The sequence below is a fragment of the Staphylococcus sp. Ze2 genome (assembly GCF_048568365.1).
Taxonomy (GTDB): domain Bacteria; phylum Bacillota; class Bacilli; order Staphylococcales; family Staphylococcaceae; genus Staphylococcus; species Staphylococcus xylosus.
On record NZ_CP183486.1, the window covers coordinates 2,365,497 to 2,392,238 of the forward strand.

The following is a 26,742-nucleotide window of genomic DNA, read 5'->3' on the forward strand; positions in this document are numbered from 1 at the left end:
ATCTTATTATTTAAGAGAGGGCTGAACATTTTGAAATATGCTACAACATTATTATCACTGTTCTTGTCATTAATCACACTTGCTACTCCATTATTAGTAGTTAATAAAGTTTTAGAGGGTAATCTGCCAATATTAGCCGGTGGACTATTTATCCTAGGCGTTATTTTAATTAATATATATGCAGGCATACGTGGTGATCGTATTGCTAATATATTTGCACTATGTGTCTCTATCTTTTCATTCGTTTTATTAAGCTATCCTTTATGGAAACCTTTTGTAATTAGTTTTTTATAATACCAATAAATACCCTACTTAATTTATAGAAGCTTTATGATTACTTTTTTTGTAATCATAAAGCTTTTTATAGTTTCTTAATGTAATAAATATAACTTTACACATTTTTAAATTTACAAATTTTCTGAAAACGCTATAATATATAAAATAAGGGGGAGAACACTATGAATTTAGCACTATTAGGCTTTATCATGATTATTATTTTTATGATATTAATCATGACACGCAAAATGTCTGCATTAACAGCTTTAATTGTTTTACCAACGATTTTCGCTTTGATTGGTGGTTTCTATGCTGGTCTAGGAAAATTTATGCTGGAAGGAATAGAAACAGTTGCACCGACTGGGATCATGCTTACATTTGCTATTCTCTACTTCGGAGTTATGATTGACGCAGGTTTATTTGAACCTGTAATTAACCAAATCATTAAAGTGGTCAAAGGGGATCCAGTTAAAATTGCATTTGGTACTGTAATCTTAGCTTCAATGGTAGCATTGGATGGAGACGGTACAACTACGTTTATCATCACAGTAACAGCAATGATGCCACTTTATAAAAAAATTGGCATGAGCTTATACACTCTGTCAACACTCGCACTTTTGTCCATCGGGGTTATGAATATGTTACCTTGGGGAGGACCAACAGCACGAGCTATTTCCTCATTACAAGTAACAACTGAAGAGGTATTTATTCCTATAATACCTGCAATGGTAGCAGGTGTTATTTTTGCTTTCGGCGTTGCATTCATACTAGGAAAACGTGCTAAAAAACACATTACTTCATATAGCGATATAGATTTAAATGACGTTAAACCAGAAATTACATCTGAAGATTCATTGTTAAAAAGACCAAAAATGCTTATACCAAATGCAATACTTACAATTTCACTCATTGTCTGTTTGGTAATTGGTATATTGCCAATCCCAGTAATGTTCATGCTTTGGTTTGGAGTAGCAATTTTATTAAATTATCCAAATCTTAGTATTCAAAATTCTGTGGTAAAAAAACATGCAGGAGACGTTCTATCAGTTATCAGTTTAGTATTTGCCTCGGGTATCTTTACAGGCGTAATGAACGGTACAAAAATGGTTAACGAAATGGCAAACGCCTTAGTTAGCATTATTCCTGATGCTTTGGGTAATCATTTTGCATTAATAACTGCCATATTAAGTGGACCATTTACATACTTCATGGCAAACGACCCATTTTATTACGGCGTACTACCTATCCTTGCTGAATCTGCACAGCAATTTGGAATTTCGAAAGTTGATATGGCGAGAGCGTCCGTTTTAGGTCAACCATTACATGTGCTTAGTCCTTTATATGCCGCAGGTTATTTACTAGTCGGTATGCTTGATATTGAATACGGACAAAATCAAAGGATCGTTATAAAATGGGCTGCAGGATCCAGCTTATTTATGATATTTGTGGCGTGTATTTTAGGTATTATACCGTGGTAACATCATATTAAACTTTTAAAATAAATTATAAAATGAGGGCTATGTAACCTATCTAAAAATGATAGATGACATAACCCCATTTTTGGTGAGTAGTATCGTTATGCAAGACCATAATTGGTGTCAGACCATATTTATGGTAGCACATCCTACATACCGCTACTGCAACTTTTTTAAAATTTATATTCAATTATAAACTTAGATAACAATAAAAATACTTCACTAGAAATAAATTTATATTATGCAAACCGTTTGATTTATGTTTTACATGGGTAAAAGTTAACGTCGGATTTACAATATTGAGGAGTGTTTTTATGAATCAAATTAATGAATGTAATTATATCAATCCTTCTAAAGTTTCACTTGATTGGGAATGCTTTGTACTAAGCAAAAGTGACATGGAATTAGATGGATTGCCAAAGGAACTCATTAATTCTTGGATGGCAAAAAACATCATTGAACCTTTTTCTATCAGAAACAACGAGATTAATTTTAAAACAACAGATATAAAAGCCGCTTTAGAAAAACAAAATTGGTATTATGACAATTAAAGTTTAGTTAGCTAACTCTATATTATTTCGATATAAACTTAATGCTCGTTTTGCAGAAGCTAAAACTTCATGATCAAAATAATTACTATAGAAATACGAATTTAATACAATAAAACTTGTTTCATTTTTCGGAAAATTTTTGTCGCCTGTAATATTATGCGCAAGTTGTCCGAGTGGCGTATCATCTTCTATAAAATCGATTACAAAATCGTAAAATGTCATAAGCATTACCTCGATTATCTATATTTTAATCGTTACAGTCTTTTCCAAATGTGAGCGTTTGTTTAATCATAACAAATAATAATGTTTTGTCTATCACGATACATTTATAAATTTAAATGTTTTTTAATTAAATACTGCTATGACAATATTTAATTTGGATTGTAAAATTTACAAAGTTTTTTTAATTTAATGTTAATTTCATAAATTAAACTAAAGGTAGGGATATTTATATAACCGTATAGATCCCCCTACCTTTTTAACATGTCTAATAAATCCTTTTATCTTGGAAATAAAAAAGCTGTGAAGCAATCTAAAATGATAGATTACTTCACAGCTCATATACTTATATTTTAATTGTGTTTATACTAACACATTACCATTTTGATCTGCTGGTTTAAATAGTGTTAATATTGCACCTATAATAGCTAATATTTGTGGAATTCCAGTCCAACAAAAGACCAAGAATAATAAGCCCATTGCTGTTTTTCTAGCATAAAATTTGTGAATTCCAAAGCTACCTAAAAAAACGGCTAAAACAATGTAAATAACTTTATTTACTTCATTCATATTTAATCTCCTAACTTATTTATATTGACTTAATTATACATCAAACTATTTAATAAATTAAATAATGTTACATATTATCATAATATACTTTAAAATATGCTTGCTCTAATTTCAAAATATTCGAATAACTATTAGGCATAATTTCAAGGCTTAATTCGATAAACTTGTCTAAAACTAAATTGATCAAGTGTACATTATATTTATCCTCTTTAAACTTTTGTTTGATTTGTTGAATCATTGTATTTTCTTCTAAGAGCACCAGTGCACGTCCATAAGTTTTATCTACTTTACCTCTTTGAAAAGCTGGCTCTAAATAATTAAGTATGTCATCTACACTACTATACGTTTCAAGCCCTGTTTGGATATGCAAATGAATTTTGTCAGCAATTTCTCTTATTCTCTCATCTTCTTGTTTATTTTTTGGCATTAAACTTTCGCGAATCAAATTTTTTTGTTCAACAATATCATTTTCTACTTGATTATATAACTCAACAAAATCACTAACACTTTTCGACTTTAATGTTTCTATCTTTTGTTCAATCTGTGTAAAGCTACTGTCATATTCTTTCATTATTATCCCTCTTTTCATGCTTCAAATAATTAAATACCCTTATTTATTATCCAATCTTTAATAAATGAAACTTTAAAATTCTTCCTATATGAGATTGTAAATTAGTGATAAGATGTTTATATTACAAGATTAAATATAACTACAGTTAATTTTTTATGATTCACATAAATTTTGCACAAATATGATAGTTTCATGAGTGCATACACATAAAAAGGAGGTGTAGTATTTTGAATCTACATTTCATGGTTGTTTTTTGGCTATCAGTAATTTTCTTAATTTGTGGTATTGGCGCACTTATCGCATACAAAGTAAGAGGATCACAACAAGCTAAAGAATCTTTACTTGGCGTTACAGTCATGCTGATTGTTTTTGGTGTTGTTGGTATACTATTCTCATTAATATTTAGTTAAAAAATAAAATTGAATTTTTAAGAAGAACCAATAAACTATACTTCGAAAAACTTTATATCATTTCTTAACGTGAATTAATCGACGTAAAATTCTTAACATAGTTCTAAGAATAATTTCAGAGAATAAGTTAATATTGTTTTATTTGCGAACAAGACAGAAATCAATTTTAATTTTTTGATTGTTGTCCTGTTCTTTTTTACTATAAGCAAACTGCTTTTCCTATTAATTTAAACTTCACCTTTTAATCTAAAAGAAAGGTATAAATGATTAACATTACTAAAGCTAAAACAAAGAAATAAATAAAACGTTGTAAAGTGCGTCTCTTTTCATGACGTATCTCATCTTTGGCATAATTTTTATTTTGATGTAATCTAGTGTTAATAAATAAAAACGGCATTGTTGCTAAAAATGCAAAAATAAGACTTAATATCATAATAATAACTATGTTCATAGGCTCACCTCTATAAAAACATTGTTTACTTAATTCTTATTCCCTGTATTTTGTACTTTAATGAAAATTAATCAAAGACATTGGAAGTAGCATTATAGCTTTATGATTTATAATTAAATTAATTTCTAATCAACTCGATAAAATTTTAAAAGGAGGCACCAATTTGAATTTAACTTACTTACCACAATGGACAGTAATTAATCAAAGTCAAAAACAATTTGTTATACAAGAGGATGAAACTTCCATTTCAATAGTTAGTCCTATAAATGACTATGCCATGGGTATCTTAAGCCAGGTATCTTTTGATATTGAACAAGGCACAGTAATAAACTATAAAGTAGAAAACAACAGCAAATCTTTAATTATTGATATCGATGAATTAAAGAAACATTTGATAATTAAGGACATTTAAAATACTATATTTTGAACATAGATCTATGAGTAGTATTAGATTTATATTTTCACTTATTAGTGTAATTAACGGGTATAATGTTTATAACATGAGTTATTTTTTATCTAATATAAGATGGGTGAGTGATTCGAATGAAATTCTTCAGAAATTTATTGTTACTCGTATCTGGTGTATTAGTCGTCCGTGCATTATTATTAAGTATTGATAATTCAACTAACGAAAAAATAGAAAACAAAGTTAGCGTTCAAGATAAGCAAAAATAATAAATTAATATTAATTTAACTAACAATCATTATAAAGAATTATAATGATTGTTAGTGTTATATCTGAGGATTTATTTTATATTTTTAAAGAGAGGTTATTATGCATCATTTAAAAACTAAAATTGAAAATTACCAAATTTACTTATATTTTACTGCCATATTACTTGCTATAATAACGGGATTAACGTCAACGCATTTAATTAAATTACTTGAATCGGTCATCCCTATTTTTATTGGAATTTTAATGTTTAGTATGTTCTCACAGATTCCTTTTTTAAAATTACATAAAAACGCTCTAAGCGGCAAATTTATTATGGCATTAGTATTATCAAACTTTATACTTATTCCTATCTTAGTTTATTGTTTAATTCAGTTATTCAATATTACTTCTCCTGCTATATTAATAGGTCTAATGCTCGTATTGTTGACGCCCTGTATTGACTATGTAATTGTCTTCAACTCATTAGGCAAAGGAAACGCGCAATATATGTTAATTTCTACACCTATTTTATTTATTTTACAAATTATCTTATTGCCCTTGTACTTTGCTATCTTTAATAGCAAAAACACCTTTTACTTCATTGATTTAGCACCGTTTATTCAATCATTTATCACTTTTATTGTCCTACCATTTGTAATTGCTGCACTACTACAATATTTTAGTAAACGCATTTTGATCATAGAGAAAACGCTAAAAATTACTGCATGGTTGCCAGAAATATTTATGTCTTTCGTACTTTTTACAGTCATTGCTTCTCAAATACATAAAATCACTCATGATTTAAGCGTCATAGCTACCGTTATCCCTATCTATATCCTATTTATGATTATCGCTCCATTCATTGGATATCTGTCAGGAAAACTATTCGCATTAGAAACTACGACTTTACGAACATTAGCCTTTAGTTCAAGTACAAGAAATGCTTTGGTTGTATTACCTTTAGCACTCTCATTACCAGATAGCTGGGTAACAGTTACAACAACTGTGATTATCACACAAACGTTGGTTGAATTAATAGGAGAAGTTTTTTATATAAAAATAATACCTAAATTTATCAAGTAAGATTTTCCGTGGCATCTATATAGAAAACATGAGACGTTCTCAGATATAAAAAAAGTTTTTTTATGTATTAAAAATTACATATCATACAACTAAAGCATTTGTTGTAATAGATATCAATCGTAAAATATTACCTTTTGATTTAAAAACATCGTATAAGTTAATATTTTAATACGTTTGGCTATGAATTCATTATGTTTCATATTGAAATTAAACAAAGGAGTGGATGTTTTGAAGAAATTTATTTTAGTTTTTTTAGGGGTAATAGGTACAGCATTTTTAATCAAACCATTATTAACAGTTGTAGTTGATGACGAAGATGAAAGTGTTGATGAAGATCGAACAAATGAACAGTTTTAAACTTAACTATTTATAAATACAATAAGTTAATTATTAATAGTTTCAAAAGCGCCGACAAATTCTTAAGATTTTGTTGGTTTTTTATTTTGCTATTTTTAAGCACAATTCAAATATTGTTATTTTGTGTAATTTTACTATAAAGTAGATATATAGTTTCACTTTTTAATGTTTATGTATTCCCTTAATTTACTATAGCTTAATGCCCTCTACACTTGTGAAATTTCTAAATTTGAGGTGATTTTATGCAAATACTAAGAAAAGTTAATGACGATGACACTCTTTTATATTATGTAAAAACTGACTTAGGTTTAATTATTAAAATTAAAGGTAATCCCTCTTTAAATAATGCCGAAACAAAACAAATGTTGATTGATGTAGCCAATGAAATGGATGATAAATTGAGAAGAAATATTGAATAAATAATAATTTCTATACTCTATATATTCAAAACTTATTGATCGCTTATAAACTAGTACCTTTTTATTGTTTTATAAATTCATTTCTATAAATTATTTACTGCTTAATTTATTAATATCATAAGCAAATTATAAAAACTGCGAAAGAATCTGTAGTTAAAGATTTTTCGCAGTTTTTATAATTTTATTAAAGAAGCACTGCAAAATTCTCTTAGAGATTAAATCAAAAAAAGCGCCACCCTTTAAGAATGGCGCAAATCTCGAAAATATAATCCACACTAGAGTTTGGAGGACTTCTTGTGCTTATTAATATATACCCATAAATTATTTAATAAAAACATAAATAACTAATTTTACACTAAATTACTTAGTTTCATTTATTAATGCTGTACATTCATTTTAATGACCCTAATAATATAAACTTTGCTGTTTCAAAAAAAAATTAAATGAATTCAATCATACTGTTGGAAAACAAATTAATAAAAAGTTATCCTATATATAAAGCATTAAATGAAATGAGTTATTGAATAAGCGTTATTCGTAGTAATAATTTACAACGCATTTCTATTTAGTTAGTAGTAAAGAAAATAGAAATGTTTTCAATAAAAAGGGTGATGAAATGGAAGTACTACGTAAAGTCTATAAGGACGATGAGCCAGTCTATCATGTAAAAACTGACAAAGGGTCAGTTATTAGAATTAAAGGTTCAGACGAGCTAACAGACCAAGAAACTGAAGAACTATTAACACTTGTATCTCAAGATATTGATAAAATGAAAAAATAAACCATTACATTTTATAGGCTACTACAGAAAGTATAATGCAGAAACTTATTAGGTGTATGTTTAAAGCAAGGGGCAATTAAACTATAAAACGCCTGTATAAGACAAAAATACATTAACAGTAGTGATATAACGAGATAAAAACTTAATAATACGTTTCTAATAATTTCAAGAATAGTAACACATATGAAATGCGTGAATATGAAACCTAAACATAGTTTTAGATTTCGAATTCACGCATTTCACTTTATTTTATCAGATTATTAATGGTTTAAATGCATTTGAAAAGTTATATGAGGGATATTATCTTCTAAATAAACATCTGAGACACTTTCAAAACCAAATGACTCATAAAATGACTTTAGGTATGCTTGGCCGGATATTCTAACCTGTGTTTGCTTATAGCTTTCTTTAATCTTATTTAATGTTGCCAACACAATTTCTCTACCATAATTAGACTTTCTATACTTTTCTACTACTAGTACCCTACCAAAAGTTATATAAGATGGATGCTCAATAATACGGCTATATGCAACGATTTCTTCTCCCTTTTTAAGCATTACATGCAAAGTATTTAAATCAAATTCATCTACTTCTTGATATATACAATTTTGCTCAACTATGAATACATCGACTCTAGCTTGAAAAACTTTAATCAATTCTATATTCGACATTTCTTTTGTGTGCTTAATAACTAATTCCATCTTATATTCCTCCAATAAATAAAAAGTACTAGATTTATACGATTCTTTTTAAACGAGAACACGTAGCATAAATCTAGCACTATTAACGAAAACATGAAAGAATTTATATTTAGTTCTTATTCGAACTTTTTTCACTACGATGACTTTAACTAAAAATTTAGATCTTATTGTTCAACAATTTGAATTAAATTACCACATGTATCATCAAGTATGGCATATTTCACACCTTCAACCTCTTTAGGTTCTGTATGAAATTCAACCCCTCTATTTACCAATGCTTCATGTTCTATTTCCAGGTTATCTACTCCAAACATGGTTACGGGTATACCCGCTTCATATAAACCATTTTGGTAGTTTTTCGCAATTAGACTTTCATTAGGTTCCAAAACAATTTCAACAGGGTTATTAGAATTTTCCTCAGTCACCGTTAACCATCTAAATCCTCCACCCATTTCAATGTTATGCTTTAATTTAAATCCTAATTTTTCAGTATAAAATTTTTGTGCTTCATCTTGGTTATTAACAAAAATACTCATAGCAATTATTTTCATTATAAATCTCCTTAGTCTTAATTAAATTATTTTTTGCAAAGTTGATGATTTTTACACATTTCTACAATTAATTATTTAATTTACACATTTCTATATCAAGATAAAAAATACATGTAAATATACAATTTTTAATTTAATTTACTTAAATAAAAAAACATAAATTTTGTAATACTAGTACCCATATATTACAATTAAAAGTGGTACAAGTATTATCTATTTTTAGGAGTGAACGATTGTGAAAATTCTTAACGAATTACGCGAGAAATCTAATTTAAGCATATCTAAACTAGCTATTAATTTGAATGATGGCTATGGTACAGATATCAGAAATTGCCAAATATGGGACTGGGAAAATGGCTATCGCACCATTTCAGAAAAAGACGCTGCAATGTTAGCAGACTATTTTAATGTTTCAGGAGAAACATTTACTTCATAATTGCATCATAATGAAATGTAATATAAATTAAGGGACAATAAGTTGTAATAAAGGCTATGGCATAGCAAATGTCATAGCCTTTCATCATGTATGTGATATTATCACATAGCCCTATCTCACTAAAAATAGCTACATCTTTCCTTTCAATCTCAACTCAAATAACTACAATTTCTTTTTAACTATTTTATTTTTTGTAAACAATAGTAATAAAGTAGTCAACGCCTTCAATACTATTTGTCACAGATGGAGTAACACTTACTAATTCCCAGTGTTGTTTCTCATCTACATATTGTAAAAATTCGTTAACACGTTCATCAAATTCTTCAAAATTTTCTTCATATTGCATATGCAATGTTTTTATTTTCATTATAACCTTTCCTTTCAATAAACTTTCCACAATCAATTGTAAATCTTTAAATTTTTCATAACAAACATTACGATAATCGTTTAGTTTGGTTAAACACTTTTATTGTAAGGATGCTCTTTAATTTTTAGAAATACGTATTTCATTATCTATCCAATCAACAATTTCTTTGAAAATACTTAGATTATAAGATGACTCATTTAATATCTCATGTTGCAATCTATCATAAATATGAATGGATTTATGTTCAGATTCTATTTCTTGGTACAATTGCAACGAATCATGATAACTTACTAATCCATCTTCTTTACCATGTAATATCAAAATATTGTTAGTAAAACGCCCCGCATTATTTTTCAAATACGTTACGCCATCTAATAATGTGCGGATAAGCCCCATAGATATTTGTTTTGCGTTTAATTGGTCAATTTCATATTTTCTAATAACTTCAGAATCAGAACATACACCATCTCCTAATTCATTTTTAATATAAGTTTCTGATGAAATACTTGGATCAGGGTCACCAAATAACTTGTTATTATACCTTGTTAACGCACCAGATGTAACTACACCATCTACAGTACCGGGATGAATCGTTTCAAATAAAGTTACTGTATAACCACCCATGCTATGTCCAAGAAGATATACTTTTCCTTCGAAAGTGTTTTTTACATATTCAATTATAGCTGTTAAATCTTCTACAATTTCATACATATTACTATAGTAAGTTTGTACCCCTCCAGATCTACCATGTCCTCTTTGATCGTATCTTATGACATTAAAATTTTTTTCATTTAAGTATGCCGTTAAAATATCATAACGATCTAAATGTTCAGCTAATCCATGTACGATAATAATGTTTGCCTTTGCTTCTGGCGTATCATTAATTTTAGTATATAGTTTCGTGTTATCAGATGAATTTAGGTATTTAATATAATGCATCTTGTTCACCCCTCAATTTATAAATTCTACACTCGCAATTACGTCTACCCTCATTGTATCAATTTACACTTTTTTCATATGAGCAATTTATTATTCATTATAGATTCTATTTAGGTGGAACTAAAAAAATAGTTATACGCTAATGAATTTGGTATACTCAAGGCAATCAAAACTCAATTAAGAAGGTTAAACTATGTATAAATCATTAGACTTTATAAGCTCAATATTAAAATCTACGAAAAGTATTAATTTAAAAAATTGTAAAACAGAATTTTTTAATGCGGAGTATGAAAGTTGTACTTTTCAAGCCGATAAACAAACTTTTAGAAGTAGGATCGCTAAAAAAACGCCAAATAAGCAAGGTTATTTTGTAGTATTTTGGACCAAAGATAACGAGAATAAAAACAGACCTTTTACTTATAATGAATCATGTGACAAATTAATTATTACAGTAATTGATGAGAATCATAAAGGGTTATTTATATTTCCAAAAGACGTGTTAGCTCAACAAAATATTATAGCTAACGGTGCAAAAAAAGGAAAAATGGCAATGCGAATGTATCCAACTTGGGAACAGAAATTAAATCAAACTGCAATTAAAACTCAAAGTTGGCAATTAAATTATTTTATTGATTTAACTGATAATATTGATGAAGTTTCACTATACAAATTGTTAACTTGAAACTTAAGCTAATATAATTCAAGCAACATTAAATACTATAAAAATATTGCTTCATTAATTCTGCGATACACCTTTTAGAAATCGAACAATTTTAAATCGATACACATTCGTCAATTTATTTTTTGTATTATAGTTGAAGTTTTGATATAGCTCATATCATAATAATTTGCCATGCTTTTTAAAAATTGTAATAAATATGTTTCATCTATTTCTTCTTTTTTAAACGCTTCTTTTAAATAGTTATGCAAATTTCTTTCTGATGAACTACATTTTCTTTTAAAATAACCCCACATATGGTCATATGCGTTAACTATTGATCCTTTACTTGGTGTAGTATTTATTGCTTCATTAATTAATGTTTCAATTTCCTCTATCGTTGTGCTATATTTCAATTTTTCTCTAATCGCTTTATATTTATTTTGATCATGCCATAGCACTTCATATTTATGTTGCTTCCATAATTGCTCAATTTCATATTGTCTACTCATTGTTATCTATCCTTTTTAAATCTCCCACCAAATAATATTTTTAATGGGAGAACATATTATTGATATAACGTATATAAGTTAAAAACATAATGTTCATTTCTATCATCTGTATAGAATTTATTACCTTATTTTTAGTTTTATAAACCAGGATATTATCTATATTTTTGACTTTATATTTAAAACTATAATAATTAAAATAAAACTCATACTAGGTTCCTACAACTTTTAAATTTCAGTTAATGATATGCTTGTATGGGAGCGTGATATAAATGTCAAAATATATATTGTCTTATAATTTAAATTCAATTTCATACGGATATGAAAAATTACCGGCACAATTAAATTATTTAGGTAATGCACTATATATTTATAGTAGCCTGTGGTTTTTACAAAGTGACTTAGATAAAAATACAATTTGTGAATGCATCAAATCATCATTTAACGCAACTGATGATTTTCTGATTTTTGAAATTGAACAAAGCCCTTTGGGTACATTAAACGCACAAAAATATTCCGAAATTCAAAAACTAATTAATGCATAAGGGCTTGATTTATTAACTAATGTCTGTAATTTCTTAATAACGCCTCATGCAAGGTTACCTTTACAAAAATACACCAATAATACGTATTGAACTATCTTCACTCCCTACTTTGGGAGGAATACTTTTTTAAGTATAGTTCTCTTTTTAACATCAAAATAGTGAATTTTTATTAGAGTAACATATGACTGCTCATCATCACTTTCCCCCTATTTTATAAACTTTATTCTTTTGTCATATATAATTCATTTTAAATACAAATATATCAAGTTACATACATTTTGATTGTTTTAAATTTTATCATTTTGTATATTATTAATAGAATGATCAAAAAATATTTTTGAGGTGAATAACATGGCAGATGAAAGTAAATTTGAACAAGTAAAGGGAAATATAAAAGAGACAGCAGGCAATGTTATGGATGATAAAGAATTAGAAAAAGAAGGTAAAGAAGATAAGGCTTCAGGTAAAGCAAAAGAAGTAACTGAAAATGTTAAAGACAAGATCAATGGCGTTATCGACAAACTAAATAAGTAAAAATAATTTATATAAGATCACAAAATTAATTATTGTGGTCTTTTTTTCTAGCTGAATTTAAAACAATTCATTAAAATGCTCAAAATACATTCCTCAATAGTTAAAGCTTATCTTTTCACATATAAACATAGTACGCTTTATAGTTGCAAAAGCGTTTATATGTAGTACAATTAAACAAAACATACTATTTCTATAGGAATATTACCTTCATAGTTAAATAGTGGATTTATTTAAACGTATATACTCAAACTAAATTTTAAAAGCTATTTTAAGGGGACATTATGAAAATTATTAAATATAAAATCGGTAGTATAGATATTAGTTACACAGTTGAGACACATAAGGGGCATGTGTTCACACATACTTTACCTAAAGATACACCGTCAGATAATGTTCAACGCTATTTGACGCTATTATCAAATACTGTGGATGAAAGAAAAATTAAATAAACACTTTTAACTATTATAATAAAGGAGTGAATCGACCTACTTATTAAAACAATGAGTTGGCTGACGCACTCCCTTATTCTTATTCATGGTACTTACTAATTTATTAGCTATCTAATATTATAAATTATCCAAAAAAAATGTTTTTATTTGTTCATCTTTTATAAAGTAATAAGACATTTTTCCTTCTTTGTATTTATCAAGTACCCCTTTTTTATATAATAATCTTAAATGATGTGATGTAGTTGCAATACTCATATTTAATAATACAGATATATCACATACACACATTTCACTTTCTTTTAATAACCCAAGTATAATTTTAACTTTAGTCTCATCAGAAATCTTACTAAAAATACTTAATAGCGACTTAGGTGCAGCTTCTTCAATGAAATTCTGTGCGTTTTCAATTTTCTGTTCATGCATACACTGCACTTCACAAATATAATCATTAGCCATCTCTTCCACTTCCTTAATTTATAATTATATTATAAATAGTTTGTATTGTCTCATTTTCAATTATAATGAATAATCCTAACCCTATGTATATCACAGCCATAATCCAACGGTTAAATCGTTCAATTACTTCACCTATACCTGGAGTTTTTGATAAAAGTTGTGCTGAAAATACTAATACCAAAATTAAAATAATAAATATGATTAATGTAGTTATCAGCTCTATTGTTTTTAAAGTTACAAAGTATGGCACAAATAAACCTACATTGTCTGCGCCACAACTAGCTATGGTAACAATTGCAACCATACCAACAAGCTTACTTAGGCCTTTTTCATTTAATTCTCTTTTAGCTCTCTCCTCACCTTCACAATCACCAGAAATCGCTACACGAATCCCTAAATAAATTGGTATTAAACCTAATAACCCTAAAATCCACTTTTCAGGAACATAGTTTAATACAAATGCTAAAAATAAACTTATTAAAATTAATGCTAATGAACCTACATATTGGCCAATATAAATATCCCGATATTCTTTTTTTGTATTAGCTTTAGCAAAAAATATTAATAGAATGACTAATAAATCTACCGCTGTCGCTGTGTACAAAATAATTGCTGTCATAATAGTTTGTAGCATAACACACCTCATTCAAAAATAATTTTGAATGTATTATATAATATTCAACATCATAATTAAATAGAAATTATACTAACTACTATGTAGGTTAGCTTTTATACTCCACTAATAAGTCAAAAATATTCAGTTGAAAATCAAAAAATACGGGACATCAATCTAAATTAAGATTTTAATGCCCCGTCAAAATAAGAATTATATCTATCACTGTACGCTTATGGAACTCACAGTAAAATGCCTACATATTTAAAAACTGAAATTAAAGATTATGCTTCAGTTTTTGACTTATTATTTTTTACTATTCATCTATTTACTGTAATGTGGGCGAATAAATATCATTTCTGATTCATAATCATGAATGATTTTGTGCGCAACTTCAGTTTTATCTGCGCCGCCGCCTTCCCAATTTTGGTCTAAGGACTGAAATTGAAGATAATTACCATCATAATTACCGTTAGTTACAATCGCAGTATGACCAGCTCCTTCACCATAATTTTCATTAAACACTACAATATCTCCTGCAGTTGCTTTGAAATCAGGCGTATTTTCATAAACTGTCGCTTCGCCTATAAAATTATTTTCTTTTGGAATATCTTTTGCATAATCACCCTTTAATCCATGGCCATATAAATAATCCCACTGTTCATTTACCAGATCAAAGCATTGCCATCCATACTCCGAATCATAGTCCCAACCTTTACCGTTTAAAGTTTCAACATGATTAATTGCATCCTGTTGCGTTGCATTTGTAGCTGCTGAAGCATAACTAGATTGATTTATTACAAATATGTATAATGTTGCTACCATTAAAAACGAACTGATTTTCAAAATATACTTAAACATAAAAATCCCCTTTGTTTATTATATAACTCTAGTTTTCACTATAACTTATTTCATTATTTCTTTATACTAAAACTATTCCTAAAAATTCTAAACGGAGGTAACGTAATGGCATATTTTGGTACACTATATTTTTGCACTGGTAAAATGGGTGCTGGTAAATCAACAATTTCTAAAAAGATTGCTAGTGATAAAAATGCCATACTATTGTCAGAAGATGAAATACTTGAACAATTTTATCCAAATCAAATAAAGACCTTTGATGATTATTTAACTTATTCTAATCGTATTAAACCTTTTGTTAAAAATCATGTTCAAAATTTATTAAGGGCTGATACAAGTGTGGTCATGGACTTTCCTGGCAATACTCAAAAACAACGAAAATGGCTAAGTAATATAGCTTCTGAAATCAATGTTAGCCATAAACTCATTTATCTAAATATACCAGACGAAACCTGTTTACAAAGGCTAAAACAACGAAATATAGAAAATCCTGAAAGAGCGAATTTTGACACACTAGAGACGTTTAATTATGTTAGTCAGTATTTTGAAAAACCTAATGAATCTGAAAGACTAAATATAGTAGAAATTACGCAGTAACCATTTACTCATATTTTTGCATAAAATTAAAAAGCGTTTCTTATGATTTTTGAATTCATAAAAAACGCTCTTTTTCTATAACTTAGTACAACTATAATTAGTCACTTACTGCGAAGTAATTGCCTTGACCATCTTGGAAATTAAAGACTCGTGTGCCTGACATTTCAATTATCTCATGACCAGTCAAACCTTTTTCTTTTAATTTTTCATACAACGCATCAAGGTCCTTTTCTTTGAACATTAGAGATGGTGTTGTAACGCTTACTTCAGGACTATATTTTTCCATAAAATCTTTTTCAATGATTGAAATTGATGTTTCAACACTCTCATTTGGTGCTACCTCTACTGCTTTAAAACCTTCTGCCATTTCTTCTTCAGAAACTACAACAAACCCTAAAATGTCTGTCCAAAACTCAACTGATTTCGCTTGATTATCAACATATAACATCACTTGATCTAACTTTTCCATTTAAAAATCCCCCCGTTTGTCTTATATATACTTACCTTTATATTATCGTTTAGAAACATCATTAGTACTAATTACTTCAAATTTATTGATATAAAAAAATTAGTAGCTAACATTAAGTCCCAATTTAATTATAAGTAATTATATTGCAAAGTATAAGGTTTTGTTATCACAAAACCTTACTTATATATAGTACAATTAACTAATATAATTATTTTACTTATATATTCAAAAAAACATATGATTGTTATTAATAAATTTTAGTGTTGTGAGTATTAAAAATTATACTTACATTGAAAAAACTATATCAGGTGCTTTACCTTCTCATTCAATACACAAAGATATAAACTACCTAATAAAATTGCCTCTGAAATATTTTAAAGAGAAAGACAACTTGAATAATGCAGATTGACTTATTACACTAAAAGCAGAAAAACAAAAATAAAGGGAGTTAATATGAAAATATTAAATTATAGCATAGAACACGATGTTTTTAGCGAACTTGTTACTATTGTGGCAGAAACAGCAAAAGGAAAGCAATTTAGTTTTACTTTTGCAGATAGTCACACGCTTAAAGAAGTGAAAATTAAATTGGAAGAACTTGCTGATGCATTAGACAACCAAAAATAATTTTAATTACAGCAGTGATTTTTTGTTATTATTTTAGCCAATACTAATATAATTTCTTAGGCTAAAATATCCCATACACAGCTTATGTTTACAATTGATAAGTAAAAAATTCAGCACTTATCTTTTTGTATGAAACGAACAACTAGTTTACCGTTGTGGACCCATCATTTCATGCTTTTAATCTAAAAATAAAACTATAATATCTAAACCTCACCGACAATGATGAGGTTTAGATATTATAGTTTTATTCTCGCTTTCTTAGGTATGTCTTTTTCTTTCACTTCAGTATATCCTTTTACTTCTCCAACTTTATAATCTAATTCTAAATAATGATTTGTTTTTAATTTTTTTGTTGCTGTATAAGTAATTTCTTTTCCATTACCGTCTTTATCATATGCCTTATTTGTATATTCATATACTTTTATATGTTTACCAGAATCTTTTACACTTTTAGGCTCATTAGTCTGTATATAATATTTTTCAGTTGTAATCAAAGGATTTAAGTTAGCCAAATTCCTAACGTTTTTACTATCTGTATGAGATTCAGCATATAACTTCCAAAAGAATAACACTAAAATTATTGCTACAATTAATAAAAATATTTTAAAAATAATTTTCATTATTCAACCTCCTAAATTTTAATTCAATACTAACATTTCACTTTCATTGAATCGTTCGTAAATTATTACAAAATACCATTCTCATGTGACAATTTTGAAAGAAACGGTCTATCATATAACTAATAAAGATTTCTTTAATACATTGCACTTCGTTATCATTTAAGATAGCTATTGTAAAAATTTAAAACTATAACAATTGTGGTGATAAAATTTTTAATTTTAGAAAATCAGCTACTATGATTAAATCATTGCTTTATTTTACAGGGTAAAATTAATAAACCACCCATATATAATTGGGTGGTTTGTTTAATCATAAATGTTTATTTTTAAATACAATGCCGAAACAATAATAATTTCATATTCTCCCTTGATTGTTGAAATTTTATTTAGCTCCTAATACTAAATTATTGTAATTTCTTGACTCCACTAAAGTCTATTTATTATTTTTGTAATGTCCCCATAAACAGAACAGAACATTTGTTCTTGAAATAAATATAATGTATAGTCTAGTAAAGTTCTTTAGGGGGAGTTTGTAATGGAATTAAATAAAGTAGTAGAAGAAAGTATGAAAATTCGTGAAGCGTATCATGCTCTAGAAGAAAAATACCACGGAAGAAAATGGGATATTCAAGAAGATGCTTTGGCTATGTCAACAGATGTGGGCTTAATTAGTAGACTTATAATGGATGAAGCTAATATTTGGCCCGCTAAAAAAGATGAAACTAATAACTTAGAATATAAAATTGGTGAAGTTGTATGGTGGTTATCTGTTATATCTAATAAAAGTGAAATAGATTTTAACAAAGCTGTGGAAGATTTTATTAAGAAAAAACAAAACGACTTCAATATTGAATAAATTTTATCGCCTATATTAAGTAAATGTTTTTCAGTTGCTTTTTTATTACAAAAGCCACCCAGTAACATGTGTGTGGGGGTAACTTGGGTGAAACTCATCTTGATAGTTAAGTTATTAAATGGTCCTTATTTTTCTTTTACATTTGCATCTAGCACTTTTGTGTTTAACGTTTATTTTCAGGTCATATAATGTTAATTAGTAAGTAATCATATTCATTATTTTTTGTAAGCCATCACATTCACTTGTGGTGGTTTTTGTTTTTATGAAAATAAAAATTCAAGTGTATACAGATTAATCCAATAATTATAAAAGCGCTATGACCTGTTATTTCTAAAGCTATAGATCTATCTAAATTAAATGCTTTAAATACAATTGATTGTATAACTATAATAGCTAATAAATATAGACCTACTTTATTCGATGTAAAATACTTTGCCAAATTAACACACACCTTTCTATATAGAGATACTACTTTATCATTTTTCGATGCAATACAGACGCTCTGACAGAGTGATTATTTATCTAAAATCTCTTCATTAAGGATTAAAAATGCTATAACTCCAATAGGTACTCCTAACAATGGTGTGACAAATATACTTGCTATAAATACATACAATATCAACATCCAAACGTCATCAGATTCCCATTTTTTATTTAATAAATAATGCCACATTTCTTTTAAACTCATAATAAAACCACCCTTTGTATTTTAGTCAATTTAATTTTATTTAAATATAGGTTATCATAATAACTATCATAATAAAAACCCCATCATCACGATGAGGTCATAGCTATTCTGTACTTACTGCAAATATAGTCAGTGTTTCATTTCTTCCATTATCATTAGTAACAGATTTTATATTATATATTTTATTCTGATACTTCACATTGTTTTTTGGGGTAATCCCTTCACGATATCTGATCATGAAACGGATAGGTGTTTCGTTCAGTATTGTACCAGCACCTGAAAACTCTTTACCTTGCATAGATTTAATATCTGCCCATGGCTTTGCTATTGAATATTCTTCAACGTCATCTGGATATGCCGCTGAACTTACTTCTTTATAAATTTTAATTTAATTATTAAAGTAATATGCTAATTATTTCACCTCACAATATATAGACTTTTTTATCCGTTTGCTGTTAGTCATTTTTGGATAATAGTACGCGTCTTTTTTTGACCGTGTACTTTTACATATTGGTTAGACACTTTTGTCTAACTAAATCACATACTCATTTTTGAGTAATAGCTCTTATTAAATAACTAAACATGCATTACATGGCCATAATATAGCTCTGACATTCGCTCTGTACTGCATCGAGAAATGAATAAACGTATAGTTGTTTGATGTTTAATATCTATTCATGCATATCCTCTTATTCTATACTTTTAGAGAATCCAGATGACTTATTTTCAAACCCATTACTTTTATAAAAACTATGTGCACTATCTCGTTCTTCTCTATTACCACTATTTAGAGTAATTGCTTTACATCCTAATTGAGTTGCTAGCATTTCTGACTCTTTTAATAGAAGTCTTCCATAACCTTTTCCTCTATAATTAGAATTAATAACAAATGCTAATAAACGCATGTATTCACCCTTCTTTTCATAGAACATCATTTTGCATAACCCGCTCAAACCGATTATTACATCATCTTTTATTAAAAGTAACAAATAATAATCTTCATGACTGCATATCTTTTTCAAACGATTAACTAAATCCTCTGTTATTGTTGGATAACCTAAATCTTTATATAAAACTAGCAATTCTTTAATTTTGATTAAATCTTGTTCTTCAAATAACCTTGCTTCTATTGTCATAATATAACCTACTTATTTATAAAATTTCATGTGTGGCTTTTCTTCTTTATAATAATCTAACCTATCTTGTAATGTGCCTGTATGTAATTCTAATTTGTGGCCATCTGGATCAGTGAAGTATATTGATTGTTTATCTCTTAAGTCTCTACTGCGCCCCTCTAATATATTAACATTGTTAACTTTTAACCACTGGTACCATTCACCAAATTCACTTTCATCAATTGTAAACGCCATATGTGTATACGAGTATTGAATTTCATTTCTCGGTATATCCTTTTCTTCATTAAGAGCTAACCACAGGCCACCTAATGTGAAATAAACCGTCTTGTCACTCTCTACTAAAATTTCAGCTTTTAATATCTCTTTATAGAAAGCAATAGATGTCTTAATATCTGATACTGAATAAGTCACGTGGTTTATAGATTGAATCATATAAAAACTCCTAAAATAGATTAGTTTACAGAATATTCTAACATATAATCATTCAATAATTACTACTACTTATAATTATTCCACTACTTTAACAGATAGTCCTACGTAATCTTTTACAAAAATGCAATATAAGTATATTCATAAATAATAATTTTGATCATAACTTTTTGTTATCACCATTATTTTTTAAGTATAGTACAATTAAGATATAAAATTATTTTTTGGGAGGTAACAAATGAAAAGAATTTTATTTGTTTCGTTGATAAGCTTTTTAATTTTAGCTGCATGTGGGAATGATAAAAATTCAGAATCAAAACAAAAACAAGATAATTCAAATTTATCTGCTGAAGAACAGGAAAAAAAGTATAAAAAAGAAACTAAAAAACTGGGAAGTTTATTGGAAGCTATGGGCTCAGGTGTTACAGATGAATCGGAAATTGAAGAATCAGATTCAGACATTAATGACGAAGATATAAAAGAAGTTCAAAATGCTATTCAAGATTTTGAGAAAAACACAAAGGGGTTGAATCAAGCTAACAAAGAAATTGGCAATTACGCTCTAAAATCAGCTAAAGCAATGTTAGCCTATGTTGAACGTATTCAAGAATTAGAAGAATTTAAAAGTAATAACCCTGATTTAGAAAAATCATATGACTTAGCATTAACTGATGCCACATTCTCATTGTTCTCTACATTTGAAACAATTAAAATGGATTACGAAGATTTAGATATAAATTATAAAAAAGATTATTTAGGATCTAAAGGTAATGAAGGTTTAACTGACCTTTTAGCTATAACTGCTGATACTGATCTCATGGAATTAGGGGACGGTATGGGGAGTCTAATTATTGAGCACGATGAAGACCTTGATAGCAAACAAACTAAAGAACTATCAAATAAAGGCTATAGAGAAAAAGTATTTAAATCAATGGTTACTGAAGAACCGGATATGTCAAAAAAAGAATATAATACTTTAGTGAATGATTTCAATGATTTATCACCCGAATTTTTACATTATGAGGAAGCAAATAGAATGGTATCAACAACTGAATATAATTACTTTATGGATTTGAGAAACGGTGTAGTTGGTGCTCAGACAGATTCTGAAATAGATGATACTGATTTTTCTAGTGAATCTGATTCGAGTGAAGAATCTAGTGATGATTCAAGTAGTGAAGAAAATGTTAGTAGAAATAATGTAATAGATTATGTAGAAGAGTATGAAGGTGAACCTCTTGATACTGAAATCTATACTTATAAAGAACCCGAAAAAACTGAAGATGGTGAATGGGGATTCTCTTTTACAGATAAAGATGGCGAATTAGCTGGGTCATATATTATTGATGAAAATGGAAAGGTTACAAAATATGATGAGAATGGTGAAGAAAAATAATTTTAAGGGCATATTTAAATGCCCTTTTTTATTTAACTACCTACTTATATATAAAATTTTATACGTGGCTTTTCTTCTTTATAATAATTTAATTTATTCTGATCAGATATTTTAGAACATTCAAATGGTTCTAAAGCGGTAATGATACACAGTGAAGATAAACTAACATATAGTTTCTTTTGATGTTCAATAATTAAGTAAAATTGTCATAACATTAAGCAAAATAATAAATTATGATAAGCTGTTCTCATTAACATTTATGTATAGTGCAATAGTATTTAACGCTATTATAAAAGGAGAATAAGATATGAAAAAGTTATTTTTCTTATTATTATCAAGTTTTTTAGTATTAGCAGCTTGTGGGAATGAAGAAGAAAGTATGCTAGACGATAAGAAAGAAACAAAATCTGAAAATAAAGATAAAGAGACTGATAAAGAAAAAGAATCAGGCAAGAAAGAAGATAAATCAAATAATAATGAAAAATCTAATGAAGAAGTAGCTAATAATGCAAACAAACCAAATAGAACTTCTCAAGAAAAACAAAAAATGGAAAACCAAAATAATACGCAACAACAAGATTCTAATATAAACAATAATGAAGGCCCTACTCAACAAGGTAATAGACCCTTTGGAGGTATACCACCGAAAGGTATGACAAATGAAGAATATCAAGTTCTAGAAAACAATATGCCTAATGCAAATAATGTTTCAAGTGAAGAATATGAGAAACTATTAAACGAACAAGTACAAAGAATAGCTAATAAAAATAATCACTCAATAGAAACACCAATGGGTACATTTACTCCAAATAATCATAATGAGAATACAGATCAAAATCAAAAAATAGATTTAAATAAAATGCCTGCTGGTGGTTTTTCAACTGAAGGTATGTCGGAAGAAGCCAAGAACAAGATAGAAGAACTCACAAGACAAAAAGATTTTGAAGGATTGTCACAAGAAGAATACAATGATCGAGTATCAGAAATAATGAATGAAGAAATGAACAACAATTAATGGTATCATGTGCAATAAATTTTCACATCCTTTTTAACAAAACTTACATCCTCTATGGTATGAATTTTAACATCCTAAAATAAAAAGCCTATGACCATTTCAGTCATAGGCTTTCCTTATATGGAGACGGCGGGATTCGAACCCGCGTCCAGAGGTTCTGATACTAGCACTTCTACGTGCGTAGTCTATCAATAGGTTTCGCATAATGGGAGGTGATAGACATCCGTCATTATGCTAGTTTGATTAATCTCTTCTAGGCAGACTTCAAACGGCAGTGCCTAGCGTATCCTACTATAGGTTGAATCGCGTTAACGGTACATAGGAGATACCGTTAGGCGATGCAGAGTGCTATTACGCAGCTACTGCGAAATTATTGTTTTCTTTGCCAGTTATTATAACTGTGTGTGTTGGTGACGAAGACAACCCTCCGACACGCTTAACTAGCTCATGGAACCCCTGTCGAATCCAAAAACGCCCCCAGAATAATATTAAATGTACTTCCTGCTGACTTCGTAGTGACTTTGTAGTAACTACTAAGCTTTTTCAGAAAGCACATATTATATTACCAAAGATTATCATCTTTGGCAATATATCCGCTTAATAACGGGCTTTCATCTCTCTAGCTACATCACGTTGTACTGCTTTTTCTTTTAAAGCTTGGCGTTTATCATATTTCTTCTTACCTCGAGCAACACCTAATAAGACTTTGCAGTGACCGTGTTTGAGATAGAGTTTCAATGGAACAATTGAATAACCAACTTCACGTGTACGTTCGCCTAGCTTTGTAATTTCACGTTTGTGCAATAATAGCTTACGTGAACGACGTGGATCATGGTTAAATCGGTTGCCTTCTTCATATGGTGCAATATGCATGTTATTTAAATACATTTCACCACGATTGACTTGTGCATAACTATCTTTAAGGTTTGCACTGCCTCGGCGGATCGATTTAATTTCTGTTCCTTGTAACACAATGCCCGCTTCAATCGTATCTTCAATATTATAATCATGTCTTGCTTTACGATTTTCTGCTAGTGTTCCTGGTGATTTTTTCTTTGGCATTGAGTTTCACCTCTTTGTTGAGTTATTTTTTCTTCTTGCGCGCTTTATTTTTCACTTTTTTATCTTTGTAAAATGGTTTATGTTTCGTATTACCTTGTTCTTGTTTCCCATTATTACGTTTATTTTTACCCTTACGTTGTTTCTGTTTCGTTCGGTTGCCTTTATTGTTTCGATCATCTTTTGATTTGTCTGATGATTTACCACGCGGGTTAGCTTGAATCGTCTTACCACGCGAAGGTCTTTGACCACGTTCATTTTTAGGTAATGGCATACCTACAATTTGGAAATCAATCATGCGTTCATCAACATCAACATTGATTACTTTGATCTCTACAGGATCACCTATACGGAATACTTTAGCTTGGCGTTCACCAATCATAGCCATTTGACGCTCATCAAAATGATAATAGTCATCTGTCATGTTGGATACATGCACCATACCTTCAATTGTATTTGGTAATTCAATAAACATACCAAAGTTTGCAACTGAACTAATGATACCTTCGAACTCTTCACCGATATGTTGTACCATATATTCGGCTTTCTTCAGCTCATCTGTGTCACGTTCAGCTTCTATCGCTCTACGTTCTCTTTGTGACGTATGTTCAGCAATTTCAGGCAATGCTTCTTCCCATTTGTTCTTTTCTTTTCTATCCATAGACTGTTCTACAATGTACTTACGAATTAATCTATGCACAATTAAATCAGGGTATCTACGTATCGGTGATGTGAAATGCGTATAATACTCTGCTGATAAACCGAAGTGACCCAAGTTTACATCATCATAACGAGCTTGTTGCATTGAACGTAACATCATAGTTGAAATAACCATTTGTTCTGGTTGACCTTCAACTTCTTGTTGGATTTTCTGTAAAGTGGATGGGTGAATATCTTCGCCTGTCCCTTTAATCATTAAACCAAAATTAGTTACAAAATCAAAGAATTGGCGTAGACGTTCTGATTTAGGTTGCTCATGGACACGATAAATAAACGGTACTTCCAAACGATCAAAGTGTTCAGCAATTGTTTCATTAGCAGCTAACATAAATGATTCGATTAAGCGTTCGCCTTCACCACGTTTTCTTAATTGAACATCAGTTGGGATACCTTCCTCATTGACAAGTACTTTTGCTTCATCAATATCGAAGTCAATTTCACCACGACGTCTTCTCATATTTACTAAACGTTGCGATAGATCTTGTGCTAAATCAAGCATTGGCGTAACTTCACTATATTTATTACGAGTTTCAGCGTTTTGATCCGTTATAATTTCATTTACTTCATCATAAGTCATACGATAATTTGAATGGATTACACTATCAAAAATCTCATGTTTAACAACTTCACCACGTTCATTAAGCTCCATTTGACAACTTAAGGTCAATCTATCTACTTTAGGATTTAATGAACAGATACCGTTACTTAAACGATGTGGAATCATTGGAATTACTCGGTCAACTAAATATACACTTGTTGCACGACTATAGGCTTCTTCGTTTAATGCTGAGCCTTCAGTAACATAGTAACTTACATCTGCAATACTTACTGTTAATTGTGTATTACCGTTACTTAATTTTTTAACACTAATAGCATCATCTAAATCTTTTGCATCTGCGCCATCGATGGTAATTGTCAATTCGTCACGTAAGTCGTGACGTCCTGAAATTTCTGATGGTTCAATTTGATCTGGAACTGCTTCAGCTTCTGCTAAAACATTATCTGGAAATTCAATTTCGATACCATGTTGATAAATGATTGATAAAATATCGACACCTGGGTCATTCTTGTGTCCTAAAATTGCTGAAACGATACCTTCTGGATTGTCTGTACCATCGGCATATTTTGTAATTTGTACGAGCACTTTGTGGCCATCAACGGCTCCAAGATTTTGACCTTTTGGAATAAAGATATCTTGCATAATTCGTTTATCGTCTGGTAATACAAAACCGAAATGACGTGCTTCACTATAGGTACCAACCACTTGAGTGACCGAATGTGTTTCTATAGTTTTAACTTCGCCTTCAACCTTCCCTTTATGGTCCCCTTTAGATTGGTGTACCTCAACTAGGACTGTATCACCGTCCATAGCTCTGTTTATCTTTGTAGGTGGGATAAAGATGTCATCCATGTCCTCTACTTCTGGACGTAAGAATGCAAAGCCCTTTTTATTTTGGCTAAGTTTACCTTTTATTAATTTTGGTTGTTTGGACTTTTGTGATTCCTTGCGTTGATATCTATCTGTTTTTGTACGTTGAATTAAACCTGTTTGTTCTAATTCAACAAGCACCTTAATTAAGTCTCTAAATGAGTCGGCACTATTTAAACCTAATGCATCTTGAAAATCAGACACAGACATTGGTTCATAATCTGGTTGTTTTATAATTTCTTCAATGGATTGCTTTAAATTCAT

General features: G+C 29.1%; 41 protein-coding genes and 1 other RNA gene. 21 read left to right on the forward strand and 21 right to left on the reverse strand.

Annotated elements, in window-relative coordinates:
• The first annotated feature begins 30 nt into the window (after nucleotides 1-30).
• The 3 genes from ACM591_RS11105 to ACM591_RS11115 all read left to right on the forward strand — a co-directional run bounded on the left by ACM591_RS11105 (nucleotide 31) and on the right by ACM591_RS11115 (nucleotide 2,302).
• On the forward strand, nucleotides 31-294 hold the full coding sequence (locus tag ACM591_RS11105) for a hypothetical protein (protein WP_029377605.1): 264 nt from the start codon (nucleotides 31-33) through the stop codon (nucleotides 292-294).
• A gap of 164 nt (nucleotides 295-458) precedes the next feature.
• The gene (locus ACM591_RS11110; protein ID WP_326008546.1) at nucleotides 459-1,754 is read left to right on the forward strand and encodes a citrate:proton symporter; all 1,296 of its coding nucleotides are present in this window, start codon (nucleotides 459-461) and stop codon (nucleotides 1,752-1,754) included.
• 311 nt (nucleotides 1,755-2,065) lie between these two features.
• Entirely contained in the window at nucleotides 2,066-2,302 is a 237-nt protein-coding gene (locus ACM591_RS11115; protein WP_029377607.1) for a hypothetical protein, read from the forward strand.
• Between the two features lie 3 nt (nucleotides 2,303-2,305).
• Here the strand turns inward: ACM591_RS11115 and ACM591_RS11120 are convergent, their stop codons facing one another.
• From ACM591_RS11120 to ACM591_RS11130, 3 genes are all read right to left on the reverse strand, one after another.
• Nucleotides 2,306-2,524, reverse strand: a complete 219-nt coding sequence (locus tag ACM591_RS11120) for a YozE family protein (protein ID WP_029377608.1) — start codon at nucleotides 2,522-2,524, stop codon at nucleotides 2,306-2,308.
• Nucleotides 2,525-2,884: 360 nt separating this feature from the next.
• Nucleotides 2,885-3,091: a TM2 domain-containing protein gene (locus ACM591_RS11125; RefSeq protein WP_029377609.1), complete on the reverse strand. Its 207-nt coding sequence runs from the start codon at nucleotides 3,089-3,091 to the stop codon at nucleotides 2,885-2,887.
• A 67-nt stretch (nucleotides 3,092-3,158) separates the two neighbouring features.
• Nucleotides 3,159-3,662, reverse strand: a complete 504-nt coding sequence (locus ACM591_RS11130; RefSeq protein ID WP_038678174.1) for a hypothetical protein — start codon at nucleotides 3,660-3,662, stop codon at nucleotides 3,159-3,161.
• A gap of 227 nt (nucleotides 3,663-3,889) precedes the next feature.
• Here ACM591_RS11130 and tsaT point away from each other — a divergent pair, with 227 nt between their 5' ends.
• A complete protein-coding gene (gene tsaT / locus ACM591_RS11135; protein WP_029377611.1) occupies nucleotides 3,890-4,072 on the forward strand; it encodes a type II toxin-antitoxin system toxin TsaT in 183 nt (60 codons plus the stop codon).
• Between the two features lie 241 nt (nucleotides 4,073-4,313).
• On the opposite strand, the gene ACM591_RS11140 is transcribed toward tsaT, so the two are convergent.
• Nucleotides 4,314-4,523: a hypothetical protein gene (locus tag ACM591_RS11140; protein WP_029377612.1), complete on the reverse strand. Its 210-nt coding sequence runs from the start codon at nucleotides 4,521-4,523 to the stop codon at nucleotides 4,314-4,316.
• Nucleotides 4,524-4,686: 163 nt separating this feature from the next.
• On the opposite strand from ACM591_RS11140, the gene ACM591_RS11145 reads away from it, so the two are divergent.
• From ACM591_RS11145 to vraX, 6 genes are all read left to right on the forward strand, one after another.
• Nucleotides 4,687-4,935 (forward strand): hypothetical protein, encoded by a 249-nt coding sequence (locus ACM591_RS11145; RefSeq protein ID WP_038678172.1) that lies wholly within the window; start codon nucleotides 4,687-4,689, stop codon nucleotides 4,933-4,935.
• 131 nt (nucleotides 4,936-5,066) lie between these two features.
• Entirely contained in the window at nucleotides 5,067-5,198 is a 132-nt protein-coding gene (locus ACM591_RS11150; RefSeq protein WP_255200682.1) for a hypothetical protein, read from the forward strand.
• A 100-nt stretch (nucleotides 5,199-5,298) separates the two neighbouring features.
• On the forward strand, nucleotides 5,299-6,261 hold the full coding sequence (locus ACM591_RS11155; protein WP_326026787.1) for an arsenic resistance protein: 963 nt from the start codon (nucleotides 5,299-5,301) through the stop codon (nucleotides 6,259-6,261).
• Between the two features lie 228 nt (nucleotides 6,262-6,489).
• Complete coding sequence (locus ACM591_RS11160) at nucleotides 6,490-6,618, forward strand: hypothetical protein (RefSeq protein ID WP_255201477.1); 129 nt, start codon at nucleotides 6,490-6,492, stop codon at nucleotides 6,616-6,618.
• A gap of 242 nt (nucleotides 6,619-6,860) precedes the next feature.
• Nucleotides 6,861-7,037 carry a hypothetical protein gene (locus ACM591_RS11165; RefSeq protein WP_167330433.1) on the forward strand — a complete coding sequence of 59 codons (177 nt, stop codon included), beginning with the start codon at nucleotides 6,861-6,863 and terminating at the stop codon, nucleotides 7,035-7,037.
• Nucleotides 7,038-7,653: 616 nt separating this feature from the next.
• The gene (vraX, locus tag ACM591_RS11170) at nucleotides 7,654-7,818 is read left to right on the forward strand and encodes a C1q-binding complement inhibitor VraX (protein ID WP_017722413.1); all 165 of its coding nucleotides are present in this window, start codon (nucleotides 7,654-7,656) and stop codon (nucleotides 7,816-7,818) included.
• 260 nt (nucleotides 7,819-8,078) lie between these two features.
• Here the strand turns inward: vraX and ACM591_RS11175 are convergent, their stop codons facing one another.
• Nucleotides 8,079-8,519, reverse strand: a complete 441-nt coding sequence (locus ACM591_RS11175) for a GNAT family N-acetyltransferase (RefSeq protein WP_418354385.1) — start codon at nucleotides 8,517-8,519, stop codon at nucleotides 8,079-8,081.
• A 164-nt stretch (nucleotides 8,520-8,683) separates the two neighbouring features.
• Nucleotides 8,684-9,070, reverse strand: a complete 387-nt coding sequence (locus ACM591_RS11180; protein WP_058625706.1) for a VOC family protein — start codon at nucleotides 9,068-9,070, stop codon at nucleotides 8,684-8,686.
• A 235-nt stretch (nucleotides 9,071-9,305) separates the two neighbouring features.
• Here ACM591_RS11180 and ACM591_RS11185 point away from each other — a divergent pair, with 235 nt between their 5' ends.
• Complete coding sequence (locus tag ACM591_RS11185) at nucleotides 9,306-9,506, forward strand: helix-turn-helix domain-containing protein (RefSeq protein ID WP_029377617.1); 201 nt, start codon at nucleotides 9,306-9,308, stop codon at nucleotides 9,504-9,506.
• 184 nt (nucleotides 9,507-9,690) lie between these two features.
• Here the strand turns inward: ACM591_RS11185 and ACM591_RS11190 are convergent, their stop codons facing one another.
• Both ACM591_RS11190 and ACM591_RS11195 read right to left on the reverse strand, forming a co-directional pair.
• On the reverse strand, nucleotides 9,691-9,873 hold the full coding sequence (locus tag ACM591_RS11190; RefSeq protein ID WP_029377618.1) for a hypothetical protein: 183 nt from the start codon (nucleotides 9,871-9,873) through the stop codon (nucleotides 9,691-9,693).
• 117 nt (nucleotides 9,874-9,990) lie between these two features.
• Nucleotides 9,991-10,812 (reverse strand): alpha/beta hydrolase, encoded by an 822-nt coding sequence (locus ACM591_RS11195; RefSeq protein WP_029377619.1) that lies wholly within the window; start codon nucleotides 10,810-10,812, stop codon nucleotides 9,991-9,993.
• Nucleotides 10,813-11,005: 193 nt separating this feature from the next.
• Here ACM591_RS11195 and ACM591_RS11200 point away from each other — a divergent pair, with 193 nt between their 5' ends.
• Nucleotides 11,006-11,494, forward strand: coding sequence for a MepB family protein (locus ACM591_RS11200; RefSeq protein WP_029377620.1), 489 nt, complete (start codon nucleotides 11,006-11,008; stop codon nucleotides 11,492-11,494).
• A gap of 110 nt (nucleotides 11,495-11,604) precedes the next feature.
• On the opposite strand, the gene ACM591_RS11205 is transcribed toward ACM591_RS11200, so the two are convergent.
• Nucleotides 11,605-11,982: a DUF1722 domain-containing protein gene (locus tag ACM591_RS11205; protein WP_029377621.1), complete on the reverse strand. Its 378-nt coding sequence runs from the start codon at nucleotides 11,980-11,982 to the stop codon at nucleotides 11,605-11,607.
• 269 nt (nucleotides 11,983-12,251) lie between these two features.
• Between ACM591_RS11205 and ACM591_RS11210 the strand changes: the two genes are divergently transcribed.
• The 3 genes from ACM591_RS11210 (at nucleotide 12,252) to ACM591_RS11220 (ending at nucleotide 13,507) form a co-directional block, all read left to right on the forward strand.
• Complete coding sequence (locus ACM591_RS11210) at nucleotides 12,252-12,524, forward strand: hypothetical protein (RefSeq protein ID WP_326026790.1); 273 nt, start codon at nucleotides 12,252-12,254, stop codon at nucleotides 12,522-12,524.
• A 351-nt stretch (nucleotides 12,525-12,875) separates the two neighbouring features.
• A complete protein-coding gene (locus ACM591_RS11215) occupies nucleotides 12,876-13,058 on the forward strand; it encodes a CsbD family protein (RefSeq protein WP_029377623.1) in 183 nt (60 codons plus the stop codon).
• A gap of 281 nt (nucleotides 13,059-13,339) precedes the next feature.
• Nucleotides 13,340-13,507, forward strand: coding sequence for a hypothetical protein (locus ACM591_RS11220; RefSeq protein ID WP_167330432.1), 168 nt, complete (start codon nucleotides 13,340-13,342; stop codon nucleotides 13,505-13,507).
• Nucleotides 13,508-13,624: 117 nt separating this feature from the next.
• Here the strand turns inward: ACM591_RS11220 and ACM591_RS11225 are convergent, their stop codons facing one another.
• The 3 genes from ACM591_RS11225 to ACM591_RS11235 all read right to left on the reverse strand — a co-directional run bounded on the left by ACM591_RS11225 (nucleotide 13,625) and on the right by ACM591_RS11235 (nucleotide 15,437).
• Nucleotides 13,625-13,963, reverse strand: a complete 339-nt coding sequence (locus tag ACM591_RS11225) for an ArsR/SmtB family transcription factor (RefSeq protein WP_029377624.1) — start codon at nucleotides 13,961-13,963, stop codon at nucleotides 13,625-13,627.
• A gap of 13 nt (nucleotides 13,964-13,976) precedes the next feature.
• Nucleotides 13,977-14,597, reverse strand: a complete 621-nt coding sequence (locus ACM591_RS11230; protein WP_029377625.1) for a CadD family cadmium resistance transporter — start codon at nucleotides 14,595-14,597, stop codon at nucleotides 13,977-13,979.
• A gap of 303 nt (nucleotides 14,598-14,900) precedes the next feature.
• Nucleotides 14,901-15,437: a CHAP domain-containing protein gene (locus ACM591_RS11235; RefSeq protein WP_058625704.1), complete on the reverse strand. Its 537-nt coding sequence runs from the start codon at nucleotides 15,435-15,437 to the stop codon at nucleotides 14,901-14,903.
• A 105-nt stretch (nucleotides 15,438-15,542) separates the two neighbouring features.
• On the opposite strand from ACM591_RS11235, the gene ACM591_RS11240 reads away from it, so the two are divergent.
• Entirely contained in the window at nucleotides 15,543-16,034 is a 492-nt protein-coding gene (locus ACM591_RS11240; protein ID WP_029377627.1) for an AAA family ATPase, read from the forward strand.
• A gap of 97 nt (nucleotides 16,035-16,131) precedes the next feature.
• Here the strand turns inward: ACM591_RS11240 and ACM591_RS11245 are convergent, their stop codons facing one another.
• Nucleotides 16,132-16,503 carry a VOC family protein gene (locus ACM591_RS11245; protein WP_029377628.1) on the reverse strand — a complete coding sequence of 124 codons (372 nt, stop codon included), beginning with the start codon at nucleotides 16,501-16,503 and terminating at the stop codon, nucleotides 16,132-16,134.
• Between the two features lie 453 nt (nucleotides 16,504-16,956).
• On the opposite strand from ACM591_RS11245, the gene ACM591_RS11250 reads away from it, so the two are divergent.
• Nucleotides 16,957-17,130 (forward strand): hypothetical protein, encoded by a 174-nt coding sequence (locus ACM591_RS11250; protein WP_167330431.1) that lies wholly within the window; start codon nucleotides 16,957-16,959, stop codon nucleotides 17,128-17,130.
• Nucleotides 17,131-17,366: 236 nt separating this feature from the next.
• Here ACM591_RS11250 and ACM591_RS11255 read toward each other — a convergent pair whose 3' ends face one another.
• Nucleotides 17,367-17,750 (reverse strand): YxeA family protein, encoded by a 384-nt coding sequence (locus tag ACM591_RS11255; protein ID WP_326026792.1) that lies wholly within the window; start codon nucleotides 17,748-17,750, stop codon nucleotides 17,367-17,369.
• A gap of 535 nt (nucleotides 17,751-18,285) precedes the next feature.
• On the opposite strand from ACM591_RS11255, the gene ACM591_RS11260 reads away from it, so the two are divergent.
• On the forward strand, nucleotides 18,286-18,606 hold the full coding sequence (locus ACM591_RS11260; RefSeq protein ID WP_042363067.1) for a hypothetical protein: 321 nt from the start codon (nucleotides 18,286-18,288) through the stop codon (nucleotides 18,604-18,606).
• 514 nt (nucleotides 18,607-19,120) lie between these two features.
• Here the strand turns inward: ACM591_RS11260 and ACM591_RS11265 are convergent.
• Complete coding sequence (locus ACM591_RS11265) at nucleotides 19,121-19,294, reverse strand: VraH family peptide resistance protein (RefSeq protein WP_029377634.1); 174 nt, start codon at nucleotides 19,292-19,294, stop codon at nucleotides 19,121-19,123.
• Between the two features lie 103 nt (nucleotides 19,295-19,397).
• On the reverse strand, nucleotides 19,398-19,592 hold the full coding sequence (locus tag ACM591_RS11270) for a phage head closure protein (RefSeq protein ID WP_029377635.1): 195 nt from the start codon (nucleotides 19,590-19,592) through the stop codon (nucleotides 19,398-19,400).
• Here ACM591_RS11270 and ACM591_RS11275 point away from each other — a divergent pair.
• Nucleotides 19,531-19,674 carry a hypothetical protein gene (locus tag ACM591_RS11275; protein ID WP_231495855.1) on the forward strand — a complete coding sequence of 48 codons (144 nt, stop codon included), beginning with the start codon at nucleotides 19,531-19,533 and terminating at the stop codon, nucleotides 19,672-19,674. The two genes, ACM591_RS11270 and ACM591_RS11275, sit on opposite strands and share 62 nt — an antisense overlap.
• 309 nt (nucleotides 19,675-19,983) lie before the next feature.
• On the opposite strand, the gene ACM591_RS11280 is transcribed toward ACM591_RS11275, so the two are convergent.
• Together ACM591_RS11280 and fosB are read right to left on the reverse strand one after the other, a co-directional pair.
• Entirely contained in the window at nucleotides 19,984-20,430 is a 447-nt protein-coding gene (locus tag ACM591_RS11280; RefSeq protein WP_326026793.1) for a GNAT family N-acetyltransferase, read from the reverse strand.
• A gap of 12 nt (nucleotides 20,431-20,442) precedes the next feature.
• Entirely contained in the window at nucleotides 20,443-20,862 is a 420-nt protein-coding gene (gene fosB / locus ACM591_RS11285; RefSeq protein WP_135059106.1) for a FosB/FosD family fosfomycin resistance bacillithiol transferase, read from the reverse strand.
• 235 nt (nucleotides 20,863-21,097) lie between these two features.
• Between fosB and ACM591_RS11290 the strand changes: the two genes are divergently transcribed.
• Both ACM591_RS11290 and ACM591_RS11295 read left to right on the forward strand, forming a co-directional pair.
• Nucleotides 21,098-22,255 (forward strand): hypothetical protein, encoded by a 1,158-nt coding sequence (locus tag ACM591_RS11290; protein ID WP_326009964.1) that lies wholly within the window; start codon nucleotides 21,098-21,100, stop codon nucleotides 22,253-22,255.
• A gap of 307 nt (nucleotides 22,256-22,562) precedes the next feature.
• Nucleotides 22,563-23,270, forward strand: coding sequence for a hypothetical protein (locus ACM591_RS11295; RefSeq protein ID WP_326026794.1), 708 nt, complete (start codon nucleotides 22,563-22,565; stop codon nucleotides 23,268-23,270).
• A gap of 118 nt (nucleotides 23,271-23,388) precedes the next feature.
• Here ACM591_RS11295 and ssrA read toward each other — a convergent pair.
• The 3 genes from ssrA to rnr all read right to left on the reverse strand — a co-directional run bounded on the left by ssrA (nucleotide 23,389) and on the right by rnr (nucleotide 26,742).
• Nucleotides 23,389-23,749, reverse strand: a transfer-messenger RNA (tmRNA) gene (ssrA, locus tag ACM591_RS11300).
• Between the two features lie 118 nt (nucleotides 23,750-23,867).
• Nucleotides 23,868-24,332, reverse strand: coding sequence for an SsrA-binding protein SmpB (smpB, locus tag ACM591_RS11305; protein ID WP_029377645.1), 465 nt, complete (start codon nucleotides 24,330-24,332; stop codon nucleotides 23,868-23,870).
• A gap of 22 nt (nucleotides 24,333-24,354) precedes the next feature.
• Nucleotides 24,355-26,742, reverse strand: coding sequence for a ribonuclease R (gene rnr / locus ACM591_RS11310; protein WP_029377646.1), 2,388 nt, complete (start codon nucleotides 26,740-26,742; stop codon nucleotides 24,355-24,357).